The sequence below is a fragment of the Thalassotalea litorea genome, assembly GCF_043642205.1.
In the GTDB taxonomy this organism is placed as follows: domain Bacteria; phylum Pseudomonadota; class Gammaproteobacteria; order Enterobacterales; family Alteromonadaceae; genus Thalassotalea_A; species Thalassotalea_A litorea.
Map to the genome: position 1 here is coordinate 1 of NZ_JBHZSG010000052.1, position 19184 is coordinate 19184.

General features: G+C 44.9%; 13 protein-coding genes. 5 read left to right on the forward strand and 8 right to left on the reverse strand.

What is annotated here, in order from left to right; genetic code table 11:
* Positions 1-58: 58 nt before the first annotated feature.
* Positions 59-208, reverse strand: a complete 150-nt coding sequence (locus ACHUFQ_RS15475; protein WP_394176754.1) for a VOC family protein — start codon at positions 206-208, stop codon at positions 59-61.
* Positions 209-337: 129 nt separating this feature from the next.
* Here ACHUFQ_RS15475 and ACHUFQ_RS15480 point away from each other — a divergent pair, with 129 nt between their 5' ends.
* A complete protein-coding gene (locus tag ACHUFQ_RS15480) occupies positions 338-598 on the forward strand; it encodes a DUF3081 family protein (RefSeq protein WP_394176755.1) in 261 nt (86 codons plus the stop codon).
* Positions 599-755: 157 nt separating this feature from the next.
* Positions 756-1532 (forward strand): helix-turn-helix transcriptional regulator, encoded by a 777-nt coding sequence (locus ACHUFQ_RS15485; protein ID WP_394176756.1) that lies wholly within the window; start codon positions 756-758, stop codon positions 1530-1532.
* Here the strand turns inward: ACHUFQ_RS15485 and ACHUFQ_RS15490 are convergent.
* From ACHUFQ_RS15490 to ACHUFQ_RS15500, 3 genes are all read right to left on the reverse strand, one after another.
* Positions 1525-3258, reverse strand: a complete 1734-nt coding sequence (locus ACHUFQ_RS15490; RefSeq protein ID WP_394176757.1) for a sugar phosphorylase — start codon at positions 3256-3258, stop codon at positions 1525-1527. The two genes, ACHUFQ_RS15485 and ACHUFQ_RS15490, sit on opposite strands and share 8 nt — an antisense overlap.
* A gap of 89 nt (positions 3259-3347) precedes the next feature.
* On the reverse strand, positions 3348-4592 hold the full coding sequence (locus ACHUFQ_RS15495; protein WP_394176758.1) for a glycosyltransferase family protein: 1245 nt from the start codon (positions 4590-4592) through the stop codon (positions 3348-3350).
* Between the two features lie 30 nt (positions 4593-4622).
* A complete protein-coding gene (locus ACHUFQ_RS15500; RefSeq protein ID WP_394176759.1) occupies positions 4623-5453 on the reverse strand; it encodes an HAD-IIB family hydrolase in 831 nt (276 codons plus the stop codon).
* A gap of 583 nt (positions 5454-6036) precedes the next feature.
* On the opposite strand from ACHUFQ_RS15500, the gene ACHUFQ_RS15505 reads away from it, so the two are divergent.
* The 3 genes from ACHUFQ_RS15505 to ACHUFQ_RS15515 all read left to right on the forward strand — a co-directional run bounded on the left by ACHUFQ_RS15505 (position 6037) and on the right by ACHUFQ_RS15515 (position 9643).
* Complete coding sequence (locus tag ACHUFQ_RS15505; RefSeq protein WP_394176760.1) at positions 6037-8220, forward strand: OsmC domain/YcaO domain-containing protein; 2184 nt, start codon at positions 6037-6039, stop codon at positions 8218-8220.
* Between the two features lie 197 nt (positions 8221-8417).
* A complete protein-coding gene (locus ACHUFQ_RS15510; protein WP_138318427.1) occupies positions 8418-8945 on the forward strand; it encodes a tellurite resistance TerB family protein in 528 nt (175 codons plus the stop codon).
* Positions 8946-8986: 41 nt separating this feature from the next.
* Entirely contained in the window at positions 8987-9643 is a 657-nt protein-coding gene (locus ACHUFQ_RS15515) for a Bax inhibitor-1 family protein (protein ID WP_394176761.1), read from the forward strand.
* A gap of 122 nt (positions 9644-9765) precedes the next feature.
* On the opposite strand, the gene ACHUFQ_RS15520 is transcribed toward ACHUFQ_RS15515, so the two are convergent.
* The 4 genes from ACHUFQ_RS15520 to ACHUFQ_RS15535 form a co-directional block, all read right to left on the reverse strand.
* Entirely contained in the window at positions 9766-11358 is a 1593-nt protein-coding gene (locus ACHUFQ_RS15520; protein WP_394176762.1) for a phytoene desaturase family protein, read from the reverse strand.
* Between the two features lie 610 nt (positions 11359-11968).
* Entirely contained in the window at positions 11969-13411 is a 1443-nt protein-coding gene (locus ACHUFQ_RS15525) for an FAD-dependent oxidoreductase (RefSeq protein WP_394176763.1), read from the reverse strand.
* Between the two features lie 8 nt (positions 13412-13419).
* On the reverse strand, positions 13420-17877 hold the full coding sequence (gltB, locus tag ACHUFQ_RS15530; RefSeq protein ID WP_394176764.1) for a glutamate synthase large subunit: 4458 nt from the start codon (positions 17875-17877) through the stop codon (positions 13420-13422).
* Between the two features lie 680 nt (positions 17878-18557).
* Entirely contained in the window at positions 18558-19037 is a 480-nt protein-coding gene (locus ACHUFQ_RS15535; RefSeq protein WP_394176765.1) for a hypothetical protein, read from the reverse strand.
* Positions 19038-19184: the final 147 nt, after the last annotated feature.

The window sequence follows — 19184 nt, forward strand, 5'->3', positions numbered from 1 at the left end:
ATCAATAAAATCTATGTGGTAACTGAACCTCTGCCCTAACTCTGAGTTGTGCACAAACTTAATGTGATTGGTATAACTGTACCCAACGTTTGCCTTCACCTAAGTCAAAGTCACTGATTAGTGCGAACCCCAGTCGGTTGGTAAAAAAAGCGATAGTCTCGTCACAATCATGAACCAGATAAGACAGGTTACGGATAGTTTGTGTCATTGGTGTTCCTAAATGCTGGTTATCGTGGGGAGCGTTTTTTATAAAGCTTAACCGATTGAGCAATCCTTTACCTTGGTAATCACGTATGTTTATCGATAGGATGGTTGAAACTGACAGTGGAGAATGGCTGTGCAAGACGCGATTGATATTAAACAAGCCCTTCGGGTGTGCAATAAAATTATGAGTCATGGGCAGCGGTTGGAGCGCGGTCACAAACTTGGCGATTTAACCGTGGAAAGTGATTACGATGGCTACACGTTAACCTTGTCGGATCATGCGGTGACCTTGCAGATTTTCTTTCACAATAAGCATCAACTTGATTGTAAGCGCGTAATCGAATTGGATGCGTTTTTGCAAAAAGTGGAAAAACTCGATAACAAAGTACTCTAACGGCACTTAAAAAAATACAGGGGAAGACGCAGTTTATCGCCTGTTAAATGGGCATTGTCGGGTTTTTGTCGTCATTTTGCAGCGAAGCGTCGTGGCTTTGTCTGATCACACACGATATATTCACGTTTATCATATGTAGCCATCTTTTTAGGATGTCATGAACAAGAATAAAAACAACATCGGTGAACTTAGGAGACAGCGTGGCTGGTCCCAGGAAAAGCTCGCATCGCTGTCAGGTTTGAGCGAACGAACCATCCAACGGGTTGAAAAACAAGGGCGATATTCTCTATCAACGAAGGCTGCACTTGCCAGCGCGTTTGGCATTGCCGTGAGTGAGCTTGAAGTGGCTGTTGCAACGCCGGCTTTCGATTCTCAAACGGTCGAAACCGATGTCACCGTTAACCAAGTAAACGAGAATCCGGTGAACGACCAACACCTAACCGAATCCTTGAATCGTGATGTCGTTTACCGTAATGACTGGGGTTCAGCTCTTGGGTTGTTGGTGCTCGGGTTAGCGATCCCGGCGATTATTTTATTAACCGGAACCCATGGTCAATGGGAGTTGGCAAGTTTTGCATTGGTGATAGGATTAACCTTGATGCTGACCTGCATGAACTATGGTTTTAAAGCCACGCATCGATTGTTTGATAGCACCTCGTGGATTGTTCGTTATCCTAGCTATGTTGATGACCTTGATAACCTGATAGCACAAGGAAAAGCGGTCAATCGCACCGCTTATGGCATCGGTTTCATGGTATCCCTGGTTTGTGCAATAACGCTGGCGGTGCACAATCCTCAGGTCTATACGCCGCTGACTAAGGGCCTTACACTCGTGGTAAAACCCTTGGTATATGCAATGTTGTTCGTTGAGTTTTGGTTTCGCCCTTACGTGCGCAAGATGCAACGAATGCAACGCATGCAACAGGTTAATTAGAGATCCAAACCGTCTGGTACGGTGCTAGCGTGATGCATTCCCGCACGTTGCTAAACTCCTGCCCGGTGATTAGGTCTCGCCATTCGTCAAGATCAATGAGATTTAGATCGGCTAACGTTAACTCCTGGGCCTCACAAGTAATATTGGAGATACAAAATACGCTTTGTCTCCGGTCAAGACTCTGGCGCCAAAAGCCAAATAATTGAACCCCCAGATGCAAGGTAAACTGAGTAGCGTTGGGATGAAACGCTTTTTGTTGTTTGCGTAGCTTTATCAGGGTAGTCATTTCGTCAAATACCTGCGCATGGTGACTAAAACTATTGCTTAAATGCGCCTGTAAACTTGGATAGTCCCATTTGTGGCGATTAATACAGCGATTTTGGTTGCTAAGATTTACCCGCTCAATGTCGTTTTGGGTGCCAACAAAACTATGAATGTAAATTGCCGGTATGCCTTCTATGCCCAGCATGATGGTATGGGCACAAATAAATCGTTGTTTTTGTAATCCATCTAAGCCTTCGACGGTGCCGGACAAGGCATCAAAAAGGCTGATATTCATTTCATAAGGTTGGTTGCGTCCGCCTTTGAGGGCGCGCCAGGAAACCCGACCACCAAAGCTAACCATGGTATTGATTAACAGATCGGTTTCTTCTTCCGATAGCAGGCCTTCGACGGGGCGCAGACCAACACCGTCGTGAGAGGCGATAAAATTAAAGTACGCTGTACCGTTTTGGGCTGGCGGCAAAGACATCAGCCAGGTTTTTAAATGGGTGCAGTCGCCGGTTACCAGGGTATTGATCAGTAACGGCGGTAGTGAAAAATTATAGATAGCATGGGCTTCATTGGCGTTACCAAAATACATGAGATTCTGGCGGTTCGGAATATTGGTCTCGGTGATAATCACCGCTTGCGGATTTTTATGCTCTACCAGTAAACGCAGTAAGCGCACAATTTCATGGGTTTGTGGCAGGTTAAGGCAGGTGGTACCCGCTTCTTTCCACAAAAATGCCACCGCATCGAAGCGGAAAATGGTAATCCCTTGCTCGAGATAAAAATTGAGAATACTCACAAATTCATCGAGCACTTTAGGGTTACGAAAATCAAAATCCACTTGATCATGACTAAATGTGCACCACACGTATTTGGTACCATCTGCAGTGACGACTTCTTTAAGCAATTCATGAGTTCTGGGGCGAACCACTAAGGACGTGTCTTGTGTTGGCGGTGCTTCAAAGAAATAATCCTTACCCGGATGTTTGCCCTGTTTGAAGTTTTCAAACCAACCACTTCGGGCCGAGCAATGATTAATGACAACATCTGCCATCACTTTGACGTGTTTGCTCATCTCCTGAATTTCGGTCCAGTCACCGAGGGCTTCATTAACCTGGTAATAATCAATCACCGCAAAACCATCGTCGGAGCTATATGGGTAAAACGGTAGAACATGAACCGCACTCACCACATCGTTTACGTAATTCTTCACAAAATGATTGAGGTTTTTTAACGGATTATGTTGCGGACCTTTGCTTTCGTCGAGCAAACTGTCGCCATAGGTGATGAGGTAGATATCATTTTCGTCCCACAAATTGGTAAATGGCGCGGGCGACTCCGCATCGGTCGGGATATCCATGGTGCTAATTAACTGTCGTGCTAAATCAAGACAATTTTCATTTGGGTAAATTACGCTTAGGTGTGCTTCGACCCGTTGCAAGAGATCAGTGGTCATTGCTGGTGATACTCCTTGTTTTGTGCACCAAATTTATTGAAAAGTGAGTGTAGTGAGCCGATTCAATTCGACTCACTGATAACCCGATATCAGGCGGATTTTTTCTGTAAATGTGCCGAAAATTCCTGATTATCTGCTTCGACTGCAGCTTTTAGTCGTTCAAAAATATCCGGTACGGCATTAATAACCCGGTTCCAACTTGGAATAAACGGCGTTTCCATCGGATCTTCCAAAAACTTGTTTCCGGCTTTAATGATGTTTTCCGCAAACAGTTCAACCGCTTGTTCTTCTTTATGAACGTCAAGTTTTAAGCCATTGATCATAGCGTCATTGCGGTAGGTTTCGATAAAATCCAGAGCTATCCGATAGTAAGTAGCCTTTAGCGTTCGGAACGTACCGTTGTTAAATACCGTTCCCTGAATGGCGAGTTTGCGAAACAGTGCTTTAGCAATATCAATGGACATCTTTGACAGACCATTGCAATCGTCATCCTGAGACAGATCCTGATGTTTGTGATCATATACGTCGGCAATATCTACCTGGCATAATCGATTAGTCGCATAGTTTCGTTTCATTTCTGCCAATACCCCGATTTCCAGACCCCAGTCACTAGGGATGCGTAAGTCATTGAGCACATCGATACGGAACGAGAATTCACCGGCAAGGGCGTAGCGATAGCTATCAAGGTAATCGAGATATTCGGTATCATCTACTAGCTTTTTTAACGCTCGGATTAAAGGCGTTACCAGCAAGCGACTCACCCGGCCATTAAGGGTGCCGTTGGCAATGCGCGAATAAAAGCCTTTGCAGAATTCGTAGTTAAATTTCGGATTCGCAACTGGATAAATCAATCGTGCCAGCAGGTTACGGTCGTAAGTCAAAATGTCGCAATCATGCAGGGCAACCGATTCGACCTGATTACAGGCCAGGGTGTAGCCAAAGCAATACCAAACGTTACGGCCTTTGCCCATTTGTTCTGGGGCAAGACCTAATGCCTGAAGCTCTTTGTCCAGCGCTTTCAATCTGGGGCCATCATTCCAAAGCACCTGGTGCGGTTGTGGCAGCTTGGAAAAAAATTCCAATGCGTGGCGGTATTGCTGTTCATCGGCTCTGTCCAGACCAATGACTATCTGCGACAGATAGGGGACTTTGGCAAGTTCATCAATGATATTAGGTAACGCCTCGGTTTCTAGTTCCGAATATAAAGATGGGAGAACTAACCCCATCGGTCGAACCTGGCTAAACTCTTTTAGCTCCTCTTCCATCTCTTCGACCGGACGGCGGGACAGATTATGTAACGTCGTAATTATCCCGTTTTGATAAAAGTCTCCCATAAAAGATCTCCTTAGTATCTGTTTACTGGATTAAGTATTGTCCTGTAACAAGGTTAAAATTGAATCGTTCCAGCCATCTGGTCCTTGATAGCGCGAACGGATAAGGTGTGGATGTGTCTCAATAACTGGGTTTTCATGTACCGGTGACGCAATAACGATGGCGATATCGGCACAATTTAACATGTCTTTGTCATTGTCACTGTCGCCAAGTGCAATCAGGGTATGTTGGTTTTCGCTGTTTAACTCATACATTTCTTTAAGAAAAGCTAATGGTTTGGCTTTATTGCTTTGCCCAAGAACATGGACGAAACGACCACCCTTGATCACATTTAATCCGTATAACTGCAGGTGTTTGGCAAACGACTGCAGGCTGTCGGTTTTGTCTAACCAATAAAGCGGTTCAGAATATTGTCGCTCCTGCGCGCTGGCGGCCTGATCTAAAGTTAAACCGGTAACCTTGCATAGCTCGCGGGCAGACATGGAATTAAAACCACGAAACTTATAGGAATGCTGAGCATTAAACGTTGTCAGACGGGACAATATCTCCGAGCGATTAAGGCCAAATTTGTAAAGCCAGTATGCGCCGGCGTCATAGCGAGGAATTTTGTGCTCCAGATCTTTTTCAAAATAGTCTTTAGGGATATATAGGGCGGAGCCATTTTCAATGATAAAAGGGTGGTTGTTATTTAAGGTTTTGCAAAGGCGTTCGGTTTCGATAAAGGTTTTGCTGGTATTAAAGATGATGGGAACCTGAGCATTGTCGCAATACTCCAGAGCCGGCATTGCTTTATTGAATCGATAGGTGTGGTGGTCGAGTAGGGTACCGTCGAGATCCGTTGAAATGATGTATTCGTTTTGCAAAATTCCAGCCTTGCCTATATTTAGGGGTTATTCAATTCATTAGTAATGATTGAGCAACAAGCGTACCAAGATGAAATCCTTCTGAATTGCTTATGTTTGGGGCATGTCGATAAACAAGGCGGTGCTTTTTTGAACTAAATTCGTGCGTGTGCACTGTAATGGTGCGTTGCGTTGATCGGATATCACGCTAATACCATCAGGGTTTATTAGCCATGCAGGCTATTCCTGTCGATTGGTGAAGAGGGCGAGCGTGCGGCGTTCGATGATGCGCCCGCGACTGTTTCGCCCGCAATCGTGACGTCATCGTTTAAGGGTTAAGCCAGAGCCCTAAGGTCCGTCTATACTGGATAGCATCGACTTTTGCGGTTAAGTTCGGAATGCTAAAGTGTCTTTATTAAGGTTAATGTCTATTTATAGGGGTATTATACCGGTGGTTTTATACAACTTCTGGTGTCAGACAGCATACATTTGATGAAGCGGATATATATTATTGCAATTGAATACTGTGTATCCTCAGACAATTCTTTATAATTGCCGCCAATTTAGAAGCTCGCCATAAACGCATTGTTGCGGAGAACCGTTAATGGAAATCAAAGTAAATTTTCTTGAAAACCTCAGGCTTGAAGCCAAGTTTGATGATTTCACCGTCGTGACCGACCAACCGATTCGCTATAAGGGTGATGGTTCGGCGCCGAGTCCATTTGACTATTTTCTCGCATCGTCGGCATTGTGTGCCGGGTATTTTGTGCGGGTTTATTGTAATGCTCGCAATATTCCAACCGATAACATTCGTCTTTCACAAAACAATATTGTCGACCCGGAAGATCGCTATAATCAGATTTTCCAGATCCAGATTGAATTACCGGATACCATTTCCGAAAAAGACCAGCAGGGCATTTTGCGCTCAATTGACCGTTGTACGGTTAAGAAAGTTATTCAAACAGAGCCAGAGTTTAAAGTGGACGTGGTGGAAAGCCTGGATGAAGACGCCAATGCCATGCTCACGGAATTTCCGCAAGACGACACCACGTACATCCTTGGTAAGGATCTACCGCTTGAGAAAACCATTGCCAATATGACTCAGATGCTGGCCGATCTCGGGATGAAAATCGAAGTCTCCTCGTGGCGCAATATCGTTCCAAATGTCTGGTCATTGCATATTCGTGATGCGGCGTCTCCAATGTGTTTCACCAATGGTAAAGGGGCAAGTAAAGAAAGCGCGCTTTGTTCTGCCTTAGGCGAATTCATTGAGCGTTTGAATTGTAATTTCTTTTATAACGATCAGTTCTTTGGTGAAGAGATTGCCAATGCAGAATTTGTCCACTATCCCAATGAAAAGTGGTTTAAATTAGAGGCCGATGATGCCTTACCTGACGGTATTTTGGATGAATATACCCGGGAAATATACGATCCAAGTGGCGAATTAAAGGGGTCAAATTTAATCGATACCAACTCTGGAAATACGGAGCGTGGTATTTGTTCCATTCCTTACACGCGTCAATCCGATGGTGAGACCGTTTATTTTCCTTCCAATCTGATTGAAAACCTGTTTCTTAGTAATGGTATGAGTGCTGGTAATAATGCCGAAGAAGCCCATGTACAGTGTTTGTCGGAGATTTTTGAGCGCGCCGTAAAACGCCAGATAATAGAGCAGGAAATTGTTCTTCCTGATGTGCCCAAGGACGTACTGGCCAGATTCCCTGATATTGTCGCTGGTATTGAAGGGCTGGAAGCGCAGGGTTTTCCCGTGGTGGTCAAAGATGCGTCATTAGGCGGGCAGTTCCCGGTGATGTGTGTCACCTTGATGAACCCGAAAACCGGTGGCGTATTTGCGTCCTTTGGCGCGCACCCGAGTTTTGAAGTGGCATTAGAACGTAGCCTGACAGAGCTGTTACAGGGCCGAAGCTTTGAAGGTCTGAACGATGTTCCAAAACCGACGTTCAATAGTATGGCGGTGAGCGAGCCAGAGAATTTCGTAGAACACTTTATCGATTCAACCGGGGTGATCTCCTGGCGTTTCTTTAGTGCTAAGCACGATTATGAGTTTGTTGAATGGGATTTTACCGGTAGCAATGAAGAAGAAAGTGCCTATCTATTCGGTATTCTTGAGAATATGGGCAAGGAAGTTTATGTCGCCGAATTTGATCAACTAGGTGCTTCTGCCTGTCGTATTCTGGTGCCAGATTACTCGGAAATCTATCCGGTGGAAGATTTAATTTGGGACAACACCAACAAAGCATTAGATTATCGTGAAGATATCTTAAATATTCACAAGCTTGATGAAGAGCAGTTAAGTGCATTAGTGGCGCGTTTAGAAGAGAGTCAGCAGGATAATTACATTGATATCATTACCTTGATAGGCATTGAATTCGATGAGAATACGGTGTGGGGACAGTTGACGATTCTTGAGCTTAAGATCCTGATTTACCTTGCCATTGGTGAAGCAGAAACGGCTCAGGAACTGGTAGAGGAATTCCTTCAGTACAACGACAACACACTAGAGCGAGGCCTGTTTTATCAGGCAGTGCATGCGGTACTGGAAATTGCTCTGGAAGAAGATTTAGAGCTGGACGATTACATTCATAATCTAAACCGTATGTTTGGTGAAGAGGTGATGGAAACCGTGATTGGTACGGTTTACGGCGAAATCCGTTTCCCAGGCCTGACACCAACCAGCATGAAACTGGAAGGTTTAGATAAGCACCTTCGTTTGATTGACAGCTACAAGAAGCTGCACCAGGCTCGCGCCGCGGTTGCTAAAACCTGATCCCATGGGGTCAGAGTCAATTATCAAATTATGTTTTCATTAACTATCAATGGGTTAATAGGCATAACTTAATGACTCTGTCCCCATCTGCTATCCCTGTTCGACCTATCAAATTAAATGTGATTTAATGGTGCGGTTAAATTTGCAGCAGCCCACAAAACAATTACAACAACGGGCGAATACAGGGAGCTGTACATATGCATATTATCCTCGGAGTCATTGGCTCCATTATCACCATTCTTATTCTGATTAATCGTCTGAGTGAAGCAGGTTTAGATATTGGCTGGCTCAACCCATTTAGCTGGCACAGACGCCGCAAATATCGTAATAATCATGATTTAAATCCGGTATTTAAGCTGGACTCTCCAATGGACGTCGCCGCCTTGTATGTGGTCGGTGCCGCCAAAGCCGATGGCGATATTACCGCGACGCAAAAGCAGGCGATTGTCGATATGTTTGAAAGTGAATTTCACCTGTCTAATTCTCAGGCCAAAGAATTATTGTCTTCGAGTGTGCATTTGATTGGCAATGGTCAGGAGTTTTACGATAACCCCGATCGTTGTATAGAGCGCACCTATGACGATTTTTCGCCAGAACAGGTTGATTCAGTTAACGCGTTACTGAATCGAATTATTGAAGTTGACGGTAATGCGACAGCCGAACAGACATCTTTCGTAAGTAAAGTGGCGAAGGCGTTTCCAGTGCAAAGCCAGTCGAAATGGTAGATTTTTAATTAATATTTTTAATGGAATAAAAGGAAGTAAATATGGAAGTCAGTGTTTTTGAAAGAACGTCCACTACGGACAAAATTATTAGCCCAATGACCTACAACCTAGTGCTAGGTTTAACCTTGCTGTGGGGATTTTGGGTCAACTGGATGATGGTGGAATATATCCCCGTAGAATCCATCAGCGGGATAAATCCGTGGATTTTCTTTGGTGGTTATTTCGCCTCCTGTTTTTTCGGAATTTACTTATTTAATAATTCTGAAAAACCCATTGTCAGCTTTATTGGCTACAACTTTGTCGTGGTACCGTTTGGATTGATTATTAACCTTGTTGTCAGTGGTTATAATCCGGAGATCGTTTCAGAGGCAATTCGCACCACCGGGCTGGTTACTTTCGTGATGATGTTATTAGGCTCCATGTATCCGGCATTTTTCCAACGAATTGTTGGTGGCCTAACCATTGCGCTTATCTGTGTGATCATTGTTGAGCTTATCCAGATCTTTATTTTTAATACCCATCACGGGATCATGGACTGGATAGTGGTGGCGATTTTCTGTGGCTATATCGGCTATGACTGGGCTCGTGCCAATGCGATTCCAAAAACTTATGACAATGCTATCGATAGTGCTGCAGCGCTTTATATCGATATCATCAATCTGTTTCTGCGAATCTTGCGAATTTTGGGGAGAAGATAAATCTTCAACGAAATTATAATGGGGTCAGAGTCATCAATGAATGCAGATTAACTTACTGAATTTATTGGTTTTAGAATAAATGTAATTGACTCTGACCCCATGCGAAGGCCCTATGTGCGGGGCTATTTGCCCCGCAATAGGGTTTGAATGCTGTTGGCTTTTTTCATCCCCATCATCCGCATGGTGGTGATCACCCCGCCCATGGCTGCACCACCTACACCTGCGGTGATCACATCCGCACCGGTTAAATAGAAGTTTCTAATCGGCGTTTCGGTATGAACCGATGAGTTTTTAAAACGTTCCAGACTATGCTCTAAACCGTAAATCTCACCATTGTCATTAAGCTGATAAAATTCAGTGGATAATGGCGTGGACAGTTCATAGTAATCAAGCGCGCCTTTTAACTGCGGACGATGCTTAAACAACACATCTAACAAACGCTGAGACAATTTCTCTTTCAGCGCTTCGTATTCATCACCGCGTTTATTCCATTCACTGCCTTGCCATTGCTCAAACCATTTCATATTCGAAAGGGTAACAATTTCTACCGTAGATTTACCCGGATAACGTTCATCCCATTCGGGGTCTTTGCTGGATGGAAAGCTGATATAGACGATAGGGAAGTTATCTTCGCCACAGGATTTTTCATACTCGCTAACGGTAAAGTCATGGTCAGCGCTTGGGTAAATCCAAAGGTTGGTGGTATCTAATCCCAGTTCCTTAGCGGAACCCTTAAAGCCCGCATAAAGGCACAAAGAGCCGCCTGAAGACTTCATCTTGTCGGCTTGTTCTCTTAGCTTAAACTGGCTTTGTACCGATTCAGGAAGTAGCTTGCGAACCGTATTCAGATAACCAATGTTGCTAACAACCTGGCCAGCTTTTATTTCTAAACCATTGGCAAGTTTCACCCCAACAGCGTGATTATTCTCAATCAAAAGTTGTTCAACTTTGGCATCAGTAAACACATCCCCACCCGATTGGGTAATGGTCGGAATGATCTCCCGGGCAATCGAGGAAGCGCCACCAACAGGATATGCCGCGCCATTGAGATAATGTTTTACTAACAATGCGTGCATCAAAAAGCTCGACTGTTTTGGCGGCAAGCCATAATCACCCCACTGGCCGGTCAATACGCCAATCAATTGTTGGTTATCGGTAAGGCGGCTTAACACCTCATAAGTCGTCTGGAAATATTCTTTGCGAACCATTTTGGGACGCACTTTGTTGTAAGCTTTGGCTAGCCATTTTGGCATGGCCTGGGCGGCGAAATATTTATTTGAACGATAGCTGACATCACGGACCAGGTGCACATATTCAATGATAGCCTGCTTTTCTTCTGGGAATTTTTCTACCAAAGACTCGATAAAATTTTCGGTGCCAGCGATTAGATCATAAGATTCATTACCAATAAATATGCGATCGTATACCGGATCCATAGCCTGCCATTTCAGCCGGTTTTCACTAACGACATCAAAGATTCGACGCAATGGGGCATGCTCTCGATGCACTTCGCCGATGTAATGCACACCTACGTCCCATTCATAACCTTTACGCTGATAAGCATGGGTAAAACCACCGGCGGTATAGTGTTGCTCCAACACGCAGACCTTCTTGCCGGACAACGATAACAACGCTGCATTAACCAAGCCACCGATGCCAGATCCAATAACGATGACATCATAATCCGCTTTGACGTTTTTCTGTTGTAATACCAATCACATTAAATTATTGCTCACTCAGTGAGAATCTAAAGGCTTTTAGACAAGGCTTTGATTGCAGAGAATGGTTATTCCATTGTCAAAATCAGTGACGCAGGATAAACGCCTTTAAAACTCACCCGTAGGGAGTTTACCAGAGGCCCATTTACGGCCCTATATTTCATTAATATAGAATGACTATATCAATAAAATCTATGTTGTAACTGAACCTCTGCCCTAACTCTGAGTTGTGCACAAACTTAATGTGATTGGTATAATCGTCGACCGGTGCGCACCGATACTTTTTTGATACGGGATGGGCTTGTAGGATCGTCTGGCTCAGCGGCCTGCGGGATACTTTGGGTAGTGTCTTGTTGCGACGTTATTGTTTTTGTATTTGTGTCGGTCATGCCTAAAGACTCTAATTATGAAAATGGATAAGCATTGAGATTATCAAAATCGTGATTAGTGTGCAGAAAAATATAGACCGGTTCTTTGAATGTTGAATACAACTGTTGTGGTCAATCCGCGTTAAAGTACAATTTAATTACGCTGAGAAATAAAAAAGCAGTGGTGACGGATGCCGCCCACTGCTTATTTTATACGGATGAATGTTATGTTGAGCGTATTACGCAGACTGGATTTGAATCAACTGCTCTGCAAAAACAAAATCCAAAATACCTAACGCCGCTTTACGGCCTTCATCAACGGCAGTAACAACCAGATCCGAACCACGAACCATATCACCACCCGCAAAAATATTTTGCTTGCTGGTTTGCAGCGCAAATGCCGATTTTTCCGTAGCAATAACCCGACCTTTGGCATCCACTTCAACGCCTGCGTCTTTCATCCATTGAGGTGGGCTGGGTAAGAAACCAAACGCGATAACCACCGCATCCGCTTCCATGGTAAATTCGCTACCTTCAATCGGCTCAGGAGAGCGACGGCCATTGGCATCCGGCTGACCTAACTGGGTACGCACAAAGGTTACACCATTGGCTACACCATTTTGATCTACGCTAATGTCAATCGGCTGCAGGTTAAACTGGAAATTAACCCCTTCCTCTTTAGCGTTTTGAACTTCTCTGGGAGAGCCCGGCATATTTGCTTCGTCGCGACGGTATGCACAGGTAACTTCGGCACCACCTTGACGAACTGCTGTACGAACACAGTCCATTGCCGTATCACCACCACCGAGAACCACAACTTTTTTGTCTTTAAAATTGGTGTATGGCTTCGCGTTGTCGGTAATGCCCATCACGTGTTGGGTATTTCCAATCAAATAATCGAGTGCATTATAAACACCTTCTGCACCTTCATTGGCAAAGCCGCCCGTCATGTCAGTGTAGGTTCCCAATCCAAGGAACACGGCATCGTATTCGTCACATAACGTAGAGAATTGGATATCCACACCTACGTTGGTATTGAGAATAAACTCGATGCCCATACCTTCGAAGATTTCACGACGCTTTTGGACCACTTCTTTTTCTAATTTAAACGACGGAATACCGAAGGTTAACAAGCCGCCGATTTGTGCCTGCTTGTCATACACGACGGCTTTTACACCATGGCGCGTTAACACATCCGCACAGGCAAGACCCGCCGGTCCTGCGCCAATCACCGCAACTTTTTTGTCGGTTTTTACAACGTGCGACAAATCCGGTTTCCAACCTTGTGCAAATGCCGTATCGGTAATGTACTTTTCGATATTACCTATGGTTACCGCGCCAAACTCATCGTTCAGGGTACAGGCGGATTCACACAATCTGTCCTGAGGACAAACGCGACCACACATTTCCGGTAAACTGTTGGTTTGATGGCACAGATCCGCGGCTTCGAATATCTTGCCTTCGGTCACTAATTCCAACCACTGTGGAATGTAATTGTGCACCGGACATTTCCATTCGCAATACGGATTACCGCAATCAAGGCAACGATCCGCCTGACCACTGCTTTGCTCGGCACTTAATGGGTTATAGATTTCAACAAAAGCCTGTTTCCGTTCGTCGATGGCTTTTTTGGGTGGATCGATTCTTTTTACATCCACAAATTGATAAACATTTTTACTCATAACTGCCTCTATTGCGCCTGTACACGTAGTTCAGCGGAAGAACGGCTGCGGTGTCCTAACAGCGTTTGTACATCCACGGCTTTCGGTTTGATCAACTTGAACTGCGGGCTATATGTCGCAAAGTTATCAAGAATATCCTGTGCGCGTTCACTACCGGTTAATTCCAGGTGATGGCTTACGATGCCACGCAGGTGCTCCTGATGAATAACTAATTCATCCAGAGACACAATCTCAATCGATTCGCCATTGATGCGTTTTTCAAGATCATTGCCTTCATCAAGAACATAAGCAAAACCACCGGTCATACCGGCACCGAAGTTTAATCCCGTTTGACCTAAGATAGTAACGATACCGCCTGTCATGTATTCACAAGCGTGATCTCCCGTACCTTCGACAACTGCGTTACAGCCTGAGTTACGTACGCCGAAACGTTCGCCGGCACAGCCTGCAGCATATAAACGGCCACCGGTCGCACCATACAGACAGGTGTTGCCCATAATCGGTGTCAGATGGGTTTTGTAGGTCACGCCTTTCGGTGGATGGATTACCAGTTCACCACCGGCCATACCTTTACCCACGTAATCGTTGGCATCACCTACCAAGGTAATGTTCAGACCACCAGCATTCCAGCAGGCGAAACTTTGCCCGACGGTACCGGTTAGTTTGATATTGATTGGATTGGCGCTCATTCCCTGGTCACCATGCTGACGAGCAATTTCACCGGAGATAAGAGCACCAACACTACGGTCGGTATTTTGCGTGGTAAAGTTAAATTCACCGCCAGACTTGTTAGCAATGGCATCTTCTACCTGCGCCAGCATTGCCTGGTTCAATTCACCTTTATCAAATGGTGTATTCGCTTCAGTTTGATGCAACGCCGTATGCTTGCTGGCGACAACACTGGCCATAATTGGGCTAAGATCGAGTTTTTGCTGCTTAGCGGTAATACCTTGCAATGGCACCAATAAATCGGTGCGACCAATCAATTCGGTAAGCGATGCAACACCTAATTGCGCAAGGATCTCACGAACCTCCTGAGCCACAAAGCGGAAGTAATTCATCACTTGATCCGGTAAGCCTTTAAAGTACTCATCCCGTAGCAATTGATCTTGCGTAGCAACACCTGTCGCACAGTTGTTCAAATGACAAATACGTAGGAATTTACAACCTAATGCAACCATAGGAGCCGTTCCGAATCCGAAACTTTCCGCACCTAAAATTGCAGCTTTTACGATATCTAATCCGGTTTTCAGGCCGCCATCGACTTGCAGACGAACCTTATGGCGTAAACCATTTTCAACTAATGATTGATGCGCTTCGGCCAGGCCGATTTCCCATGGACAACCGGCATATTTCACCGAGGTTAACGGACTTGCACCAGTACCACCGTCATAACCAGAAATGGTAATGAAATCCGCGTAAGCTTTAGCAACACCAGAAGCGATAGTACCAACACCTGGTCCGGAAACCAGTTTCACTGACACGATGCATTTCGGGTTAACCTGTTTCAGGTCGAAAATCAGCTGAGCCAAATCTTCAATCGAATAAATATCGTGATGTGGTGGTGGTGAAATCAAAGTAACACCCGGTACCGAAAAGCGCAGTTTGGCGATAAGCGGGGTAACTTTATCCCCCGGTAACTGACCGCCTTCACCAGGTTTTGCACCCTGAGCGACTTTAATTTGCAGTACGTCGGCATTAACCAGATAGTGAGGTGTGACACCAAAACGTCCCGATGCAATCTGCTTGATGCGAGAGTTTTTCACCGTACCAAATCGTGCAGCATCTTCACCGCCTTCACCAGAATTAGAGAATCCCCCTAATCGGTTCATCGCGATCGCCAGAGCCTCATGGGCTTCAGGAGACAAGGCACCAATTGACATCGCAGCGCTATCAAAACGCTTATACAATTCTGTGTCCGGTTCTACCTCATCGATATCGATGGCCTCGGTATTATCTTTTAAGGCCATTAAATCTCGTAAAGTCGCAACCGGACGGGTATTCACGGCATCGGCAAATACTTTGTAATCATCATAATTACCGCTTTGTACGGAATCCTGCAACGACTTAACCACATCTGGGTTAAAGCAGTGATATTCACCATCATGAACATACTTTAATAAGCCACCATGGGACACTTTTTGATGCGGTAACCAGGCACGGCGGGCGAGATTAATATTGTCCTGTTGGATATCGCTAAAATCAGCGCCTTGCAGGCGACTTGGGATCCCCGGAAAACATAAATCCATAATCGATTTATTCAGGCCGATGACCTCATAAAGTCCTGAACAACGATAGCTGGCGATTGTTGAAATCCCCATCTTCGATAAGATTTTCAAGAGGCCTTTATTGATGGCATTACGGTAATTTTGTAACGCAGTACGTGCTGGTAAATCAATCTTGCCCTGTTCAACCATCTGCTCAATGGTTTCAAAAGCAAGGAACGGATAAACCGCCGTTGCCCCTAAGCCAAATAATACCGCGAAATGATGAGGGTCACGCACGGAAGCGGTTTCCACCACAATGTTGGATTCACAACGTAGCTGCTCATTTACCAGACGTTGTTGCACAGCTCCGACGGCCATTGCCGCAGGAATGGGCAATTTGTCTTTGCTGATCTGACGATCGCTGAGTATCAAAATTACCGTATCATTACGAACCAGCTCGACCGCTTCATTACAGACGCGCTCAATGGCGTTTTCCAGGCCTTCTTCAGGTAAGTAATTCAGACAGATAGTACTTGAACGATAATGCTCTGGGTCAAACTCTCTAAGCTGTTTGATGCCGGTATACATCAATACCGGAGTTTCAAACTGAACCCGATCGGCATGACCTGTGGTTTCGTTAAAGACGTTATGCTCACGACCGATACAGGTTGCCAGCGACATCACGTAACGCTCGCGTAACGGATCAATTGGCGGGTTGGTTACCTGAGCGAATTGCTGACGGAAATAGTCGAACAAGGTTCTTGGACGACTGGAAAGCACTGCCATTGGGGTATCATCCCCCATGGAACCGGTGGCTTCCTGACCGTTCTCGGCCATGACCTTAATGACTTGTTGGATTTCTTCGTACGAATAGTTAAACAGTTTGTGCATCTCGGCCATTTGTTGATCTGAGAATACGCGCTTGCCAACCAGTTCGGCGGCCAACTGATCGAATGGGATCAATTGACGAATATTATTGTTCAGCCACTGACGATAAGGGTGGCGAGATTTCAGGTCGTTATCGATGTCTGCGGATTTTAATACTTTACCAGTATAGGTATCGACAGATAGCATTTCGCCTGGGCCAACACGGCCTTTTTCAACAACCTCATCTTCACCGTAATCCCAGATACCAATTTCAGATGCCAAGGTGATGAAGCCGTTACGGGTTCTTACATATCGAGCTGGACGAAGACCATTACGGTCAAGGTTACAGGCAACGTGACGACCATTGGTCATAACGATACCCGCAGGGCCGTCCCATGGCTCCATGTGCATGGAGTTAAACTCATAGAATGCTTTGAGCTCATCATCCATTGAAGGATTGTTTTGCCAAGCTGGTGGCATTAACAGACGCATCGCACGGTATAAATCCATACCGCCGGACATAAACAATTCCAGCATGTTATCCAGCGATGAAGAATCTGAACCACTTTCATTTACAAATGGTGCCGCGTCCTGCATATCAGGCATTAATGGGGTTTTGAATTTATAAGTACGGGCCTTACTCCATTGACGGTTACCCTGAATGGTATTGATTTCACCATTGTGAGCCAGATAACGGAATGGTTGCGCCAGATGCCATTGTGGCGATGTATTCGTTGAAAAACGCTGATGGAAGACGCAAATTGCTGATTGCATCCGAATATCGGCCAGATCCAGGTAAAAGCGCGGCAAATCGGCCGGCATAACCAAACCTTTATAAATGTTTACCTGACACGACATGCTGGCAACATAAAATACCGAATCCTGAATGCGTTTTTCCGCACGACGGCGCGCCATATACAATCGGCGTTCTAAATCTTTACTGCGCCAGCCGCGAGGACCATTAACAAAAATCTGTTCGATGGTCGGTAAGTTATTCTTAGCGATGGGCCCTAGTACATTAGGATCGGTTGGGACCACACGCCAGCCAACGACTTCCAGAGTCTCTTGGCTTAATTCCTGTTCGAGTATTTTTTTCGTCTCACTGGCAATAACCGGATCCGGATTAAGAAAAACGGTACCTACAGAATACTTACTGCTTAGGTGCCAGCCGTTTTCCTGAGCGATTGCGCGAAAAAAACTGTCGGGTTTTTGCATTAACAAGCCACAGCCGTCACCGGTCTTGCCGTCGGCCGCAATACCACCACGATGCTGCATTCTATCTAATGCAGAAATGGCGGTTTTGATCAACTTATGACTGGTTTCACCTTCTTGATGAGCGATTAACCCGAAACCACAGTTGTCTTTTTGTTGACTGTGATCATAAAGTTGCATGGCTATTTCTCCTTCTAAAACTTGCTGGCGGTATCGTTTTTGGTTCGAATAAACATCGTGAATTTTTGAATAATTACCGCAAATCCAGCTGGGGGAACCTATCACCATATAACCAGTTTCAGGCAAGGTCAACAAAAAATAGAGCTATTACTCTTAACAAGTTTAGGCGATTTATTGGCTGTTATGTAGGCGGGTTAAGGATGATTTTTCAACGAAGCCATATAAAGTAAGGGCAACAGCAAGTTATGAAACAGCACATGAAAGTTTTACGGGTTAATTAAATTAAGGTTAAAAAAATTTAAATAGGTATGCAATGGGATTGAAAATCACCTCAAGCGAGCAGGTGGTAGGTTTCAGGATTCAGAAAAAGCACACCCGCTTGGCGTCATTCCATACTTGATTTTAAATTTCCTCAGGGTGGAGCAAGAAACACGTTTCTTTTTTTTGGAGGGGGGAGATTACGATAAATCGTAATGGCGGGATAATGCGAAAAACGCATTGGGTGGATAACGTTTCATTTTATGAAACGTTGGTAAAAGCCACAATAAACTGCGTCATGCCGTGATACTACACGGCATCTAGGGCTAGAGCCGAATGTCTCTGATGTGCCAGGAACGGTCTGTTAGCTATTGCTAATATACGATGATTTAGGAGTGCCAACACCCTGTCGTCGCTTATTGTTATGCATATTTTACGACGGAAACTGGGTAACCCCACTCGTTTCCTTTACGGACGATGTAATACCATAAATCCGGACCATTTATCGACGTATCAACTGATGACGCATAGATACATTCGCCGTTTGAGCTTGTAGATAGCAGGGCTCGCTCGATTAGTTCTTCTTCCATTGGCGATTCTTTAGAAATAATCTTTAACTCGAACAGTTCGCCACTCCATGGTTCTCCGAGAGGCCGAGATAGCTTGACTTTAATATGTAATCGAGTTTCTGAGTCCATTTCATAACTAGTTTCAGGGCTTGGCATCCAATCCGGTCTTAATCCGTTTAAAAACTCTTTCCTTACCTGAACTACGGATGGTTCATAGCCTTGGCCAGCTTCAATTTCACCAATGCATCCCCAGCAATCACCACCACAATCAATTGATAGTGGATCACCCTTAACTTCTAGTTCTCTATTGCAAATGTGACAATGTGGATTCATGGGACTAATGCTTAACAGTTTGTTCTTGCGCTATTTCTTGAGTGACTTTAGCTCGCTCATCACGGTCATCTGGTGTTAGTTAAAAAGTGCCAGATTAAGTCAACCAATTCATTTCAGAGCTATTTCTAGCCTGCAAGCAATTGTTAA

Excerpts from the sequence above, each read along its gene's own strand:
- ACHUFQ_RS15535 (WP_394176765.1), bottom strand. The coding sequence starts at position 19,037 with ATGAATCCACATTGTCACATTTGCAATAGAGAACTAGAAGTTAAGGGT.
- ACHUFQ_RS15495 (WP_394176758.1), bottom strand. The coding sequence starts at position 4,592 with ATGGGAGACTTTTATCAAAACGGGATAATTACGACGTTACATAATCTG.
- gltB (WP_394176764.1), bottom strand. The coding sequence starts at position 17,877 with ATGCAACTTTATGATCACAGTCAACAAAAAGACAACTGTGGTTTCGGG.
- ACHUFQ_RS15490 (WP_394176757.1), bottom strand. The coding sequence starts at position 3,258 with ATGACCACTGATCTCTTGCAACGGGTCGAAGCACACCTAAGCGTAATT.
- ACHUFQ_RS15515 (WP_394176761.1), top strand. The coding sequence starts at position 8,987 with ATGGAAGTCAGTGTTTTTGAAAGAACGTCCACTACGGACAAAATTATT.
- ACHUFQ_RS15510 (WP_138318427.1), top strand. The coding sequence starts at position 8,418 with ATGCATATTATCCTCGGAGTCATTGGCTCCATTATCACCATTCTTATT.
- ACHUFQ_RS15475 (WP_394176754.1), bottom strand. The coding sequence starts at position 208 with ATGACACAAACTATCCGTAACCTGTCTTATCTGGTTCATGATTGTGAC.
- ACHUFQ_RS15505 (WP_394176760.1), top strand. The coding sequence starts at position 6,037 with ATGGAAATCAAAGTAAATTTTCTTGAAAACCTCAGGCTTGAAGCCAAG.
- ACHUFQ_RS15525 (WP_394176763.1), bottom strand. The coding sequence starts at position 13,411 with ATGAGTAAAAATGTTTATCAATTTGTGGATGTAAAAAGAATCGATCCA.
- ACHUFQ_RS15485 (WP_394176756.1), top strand. The coding sequence starts at position 756 with ATGAACAAGAATAAAAACAACATCGGTGAACTTAGGAGACAGCGTGGC.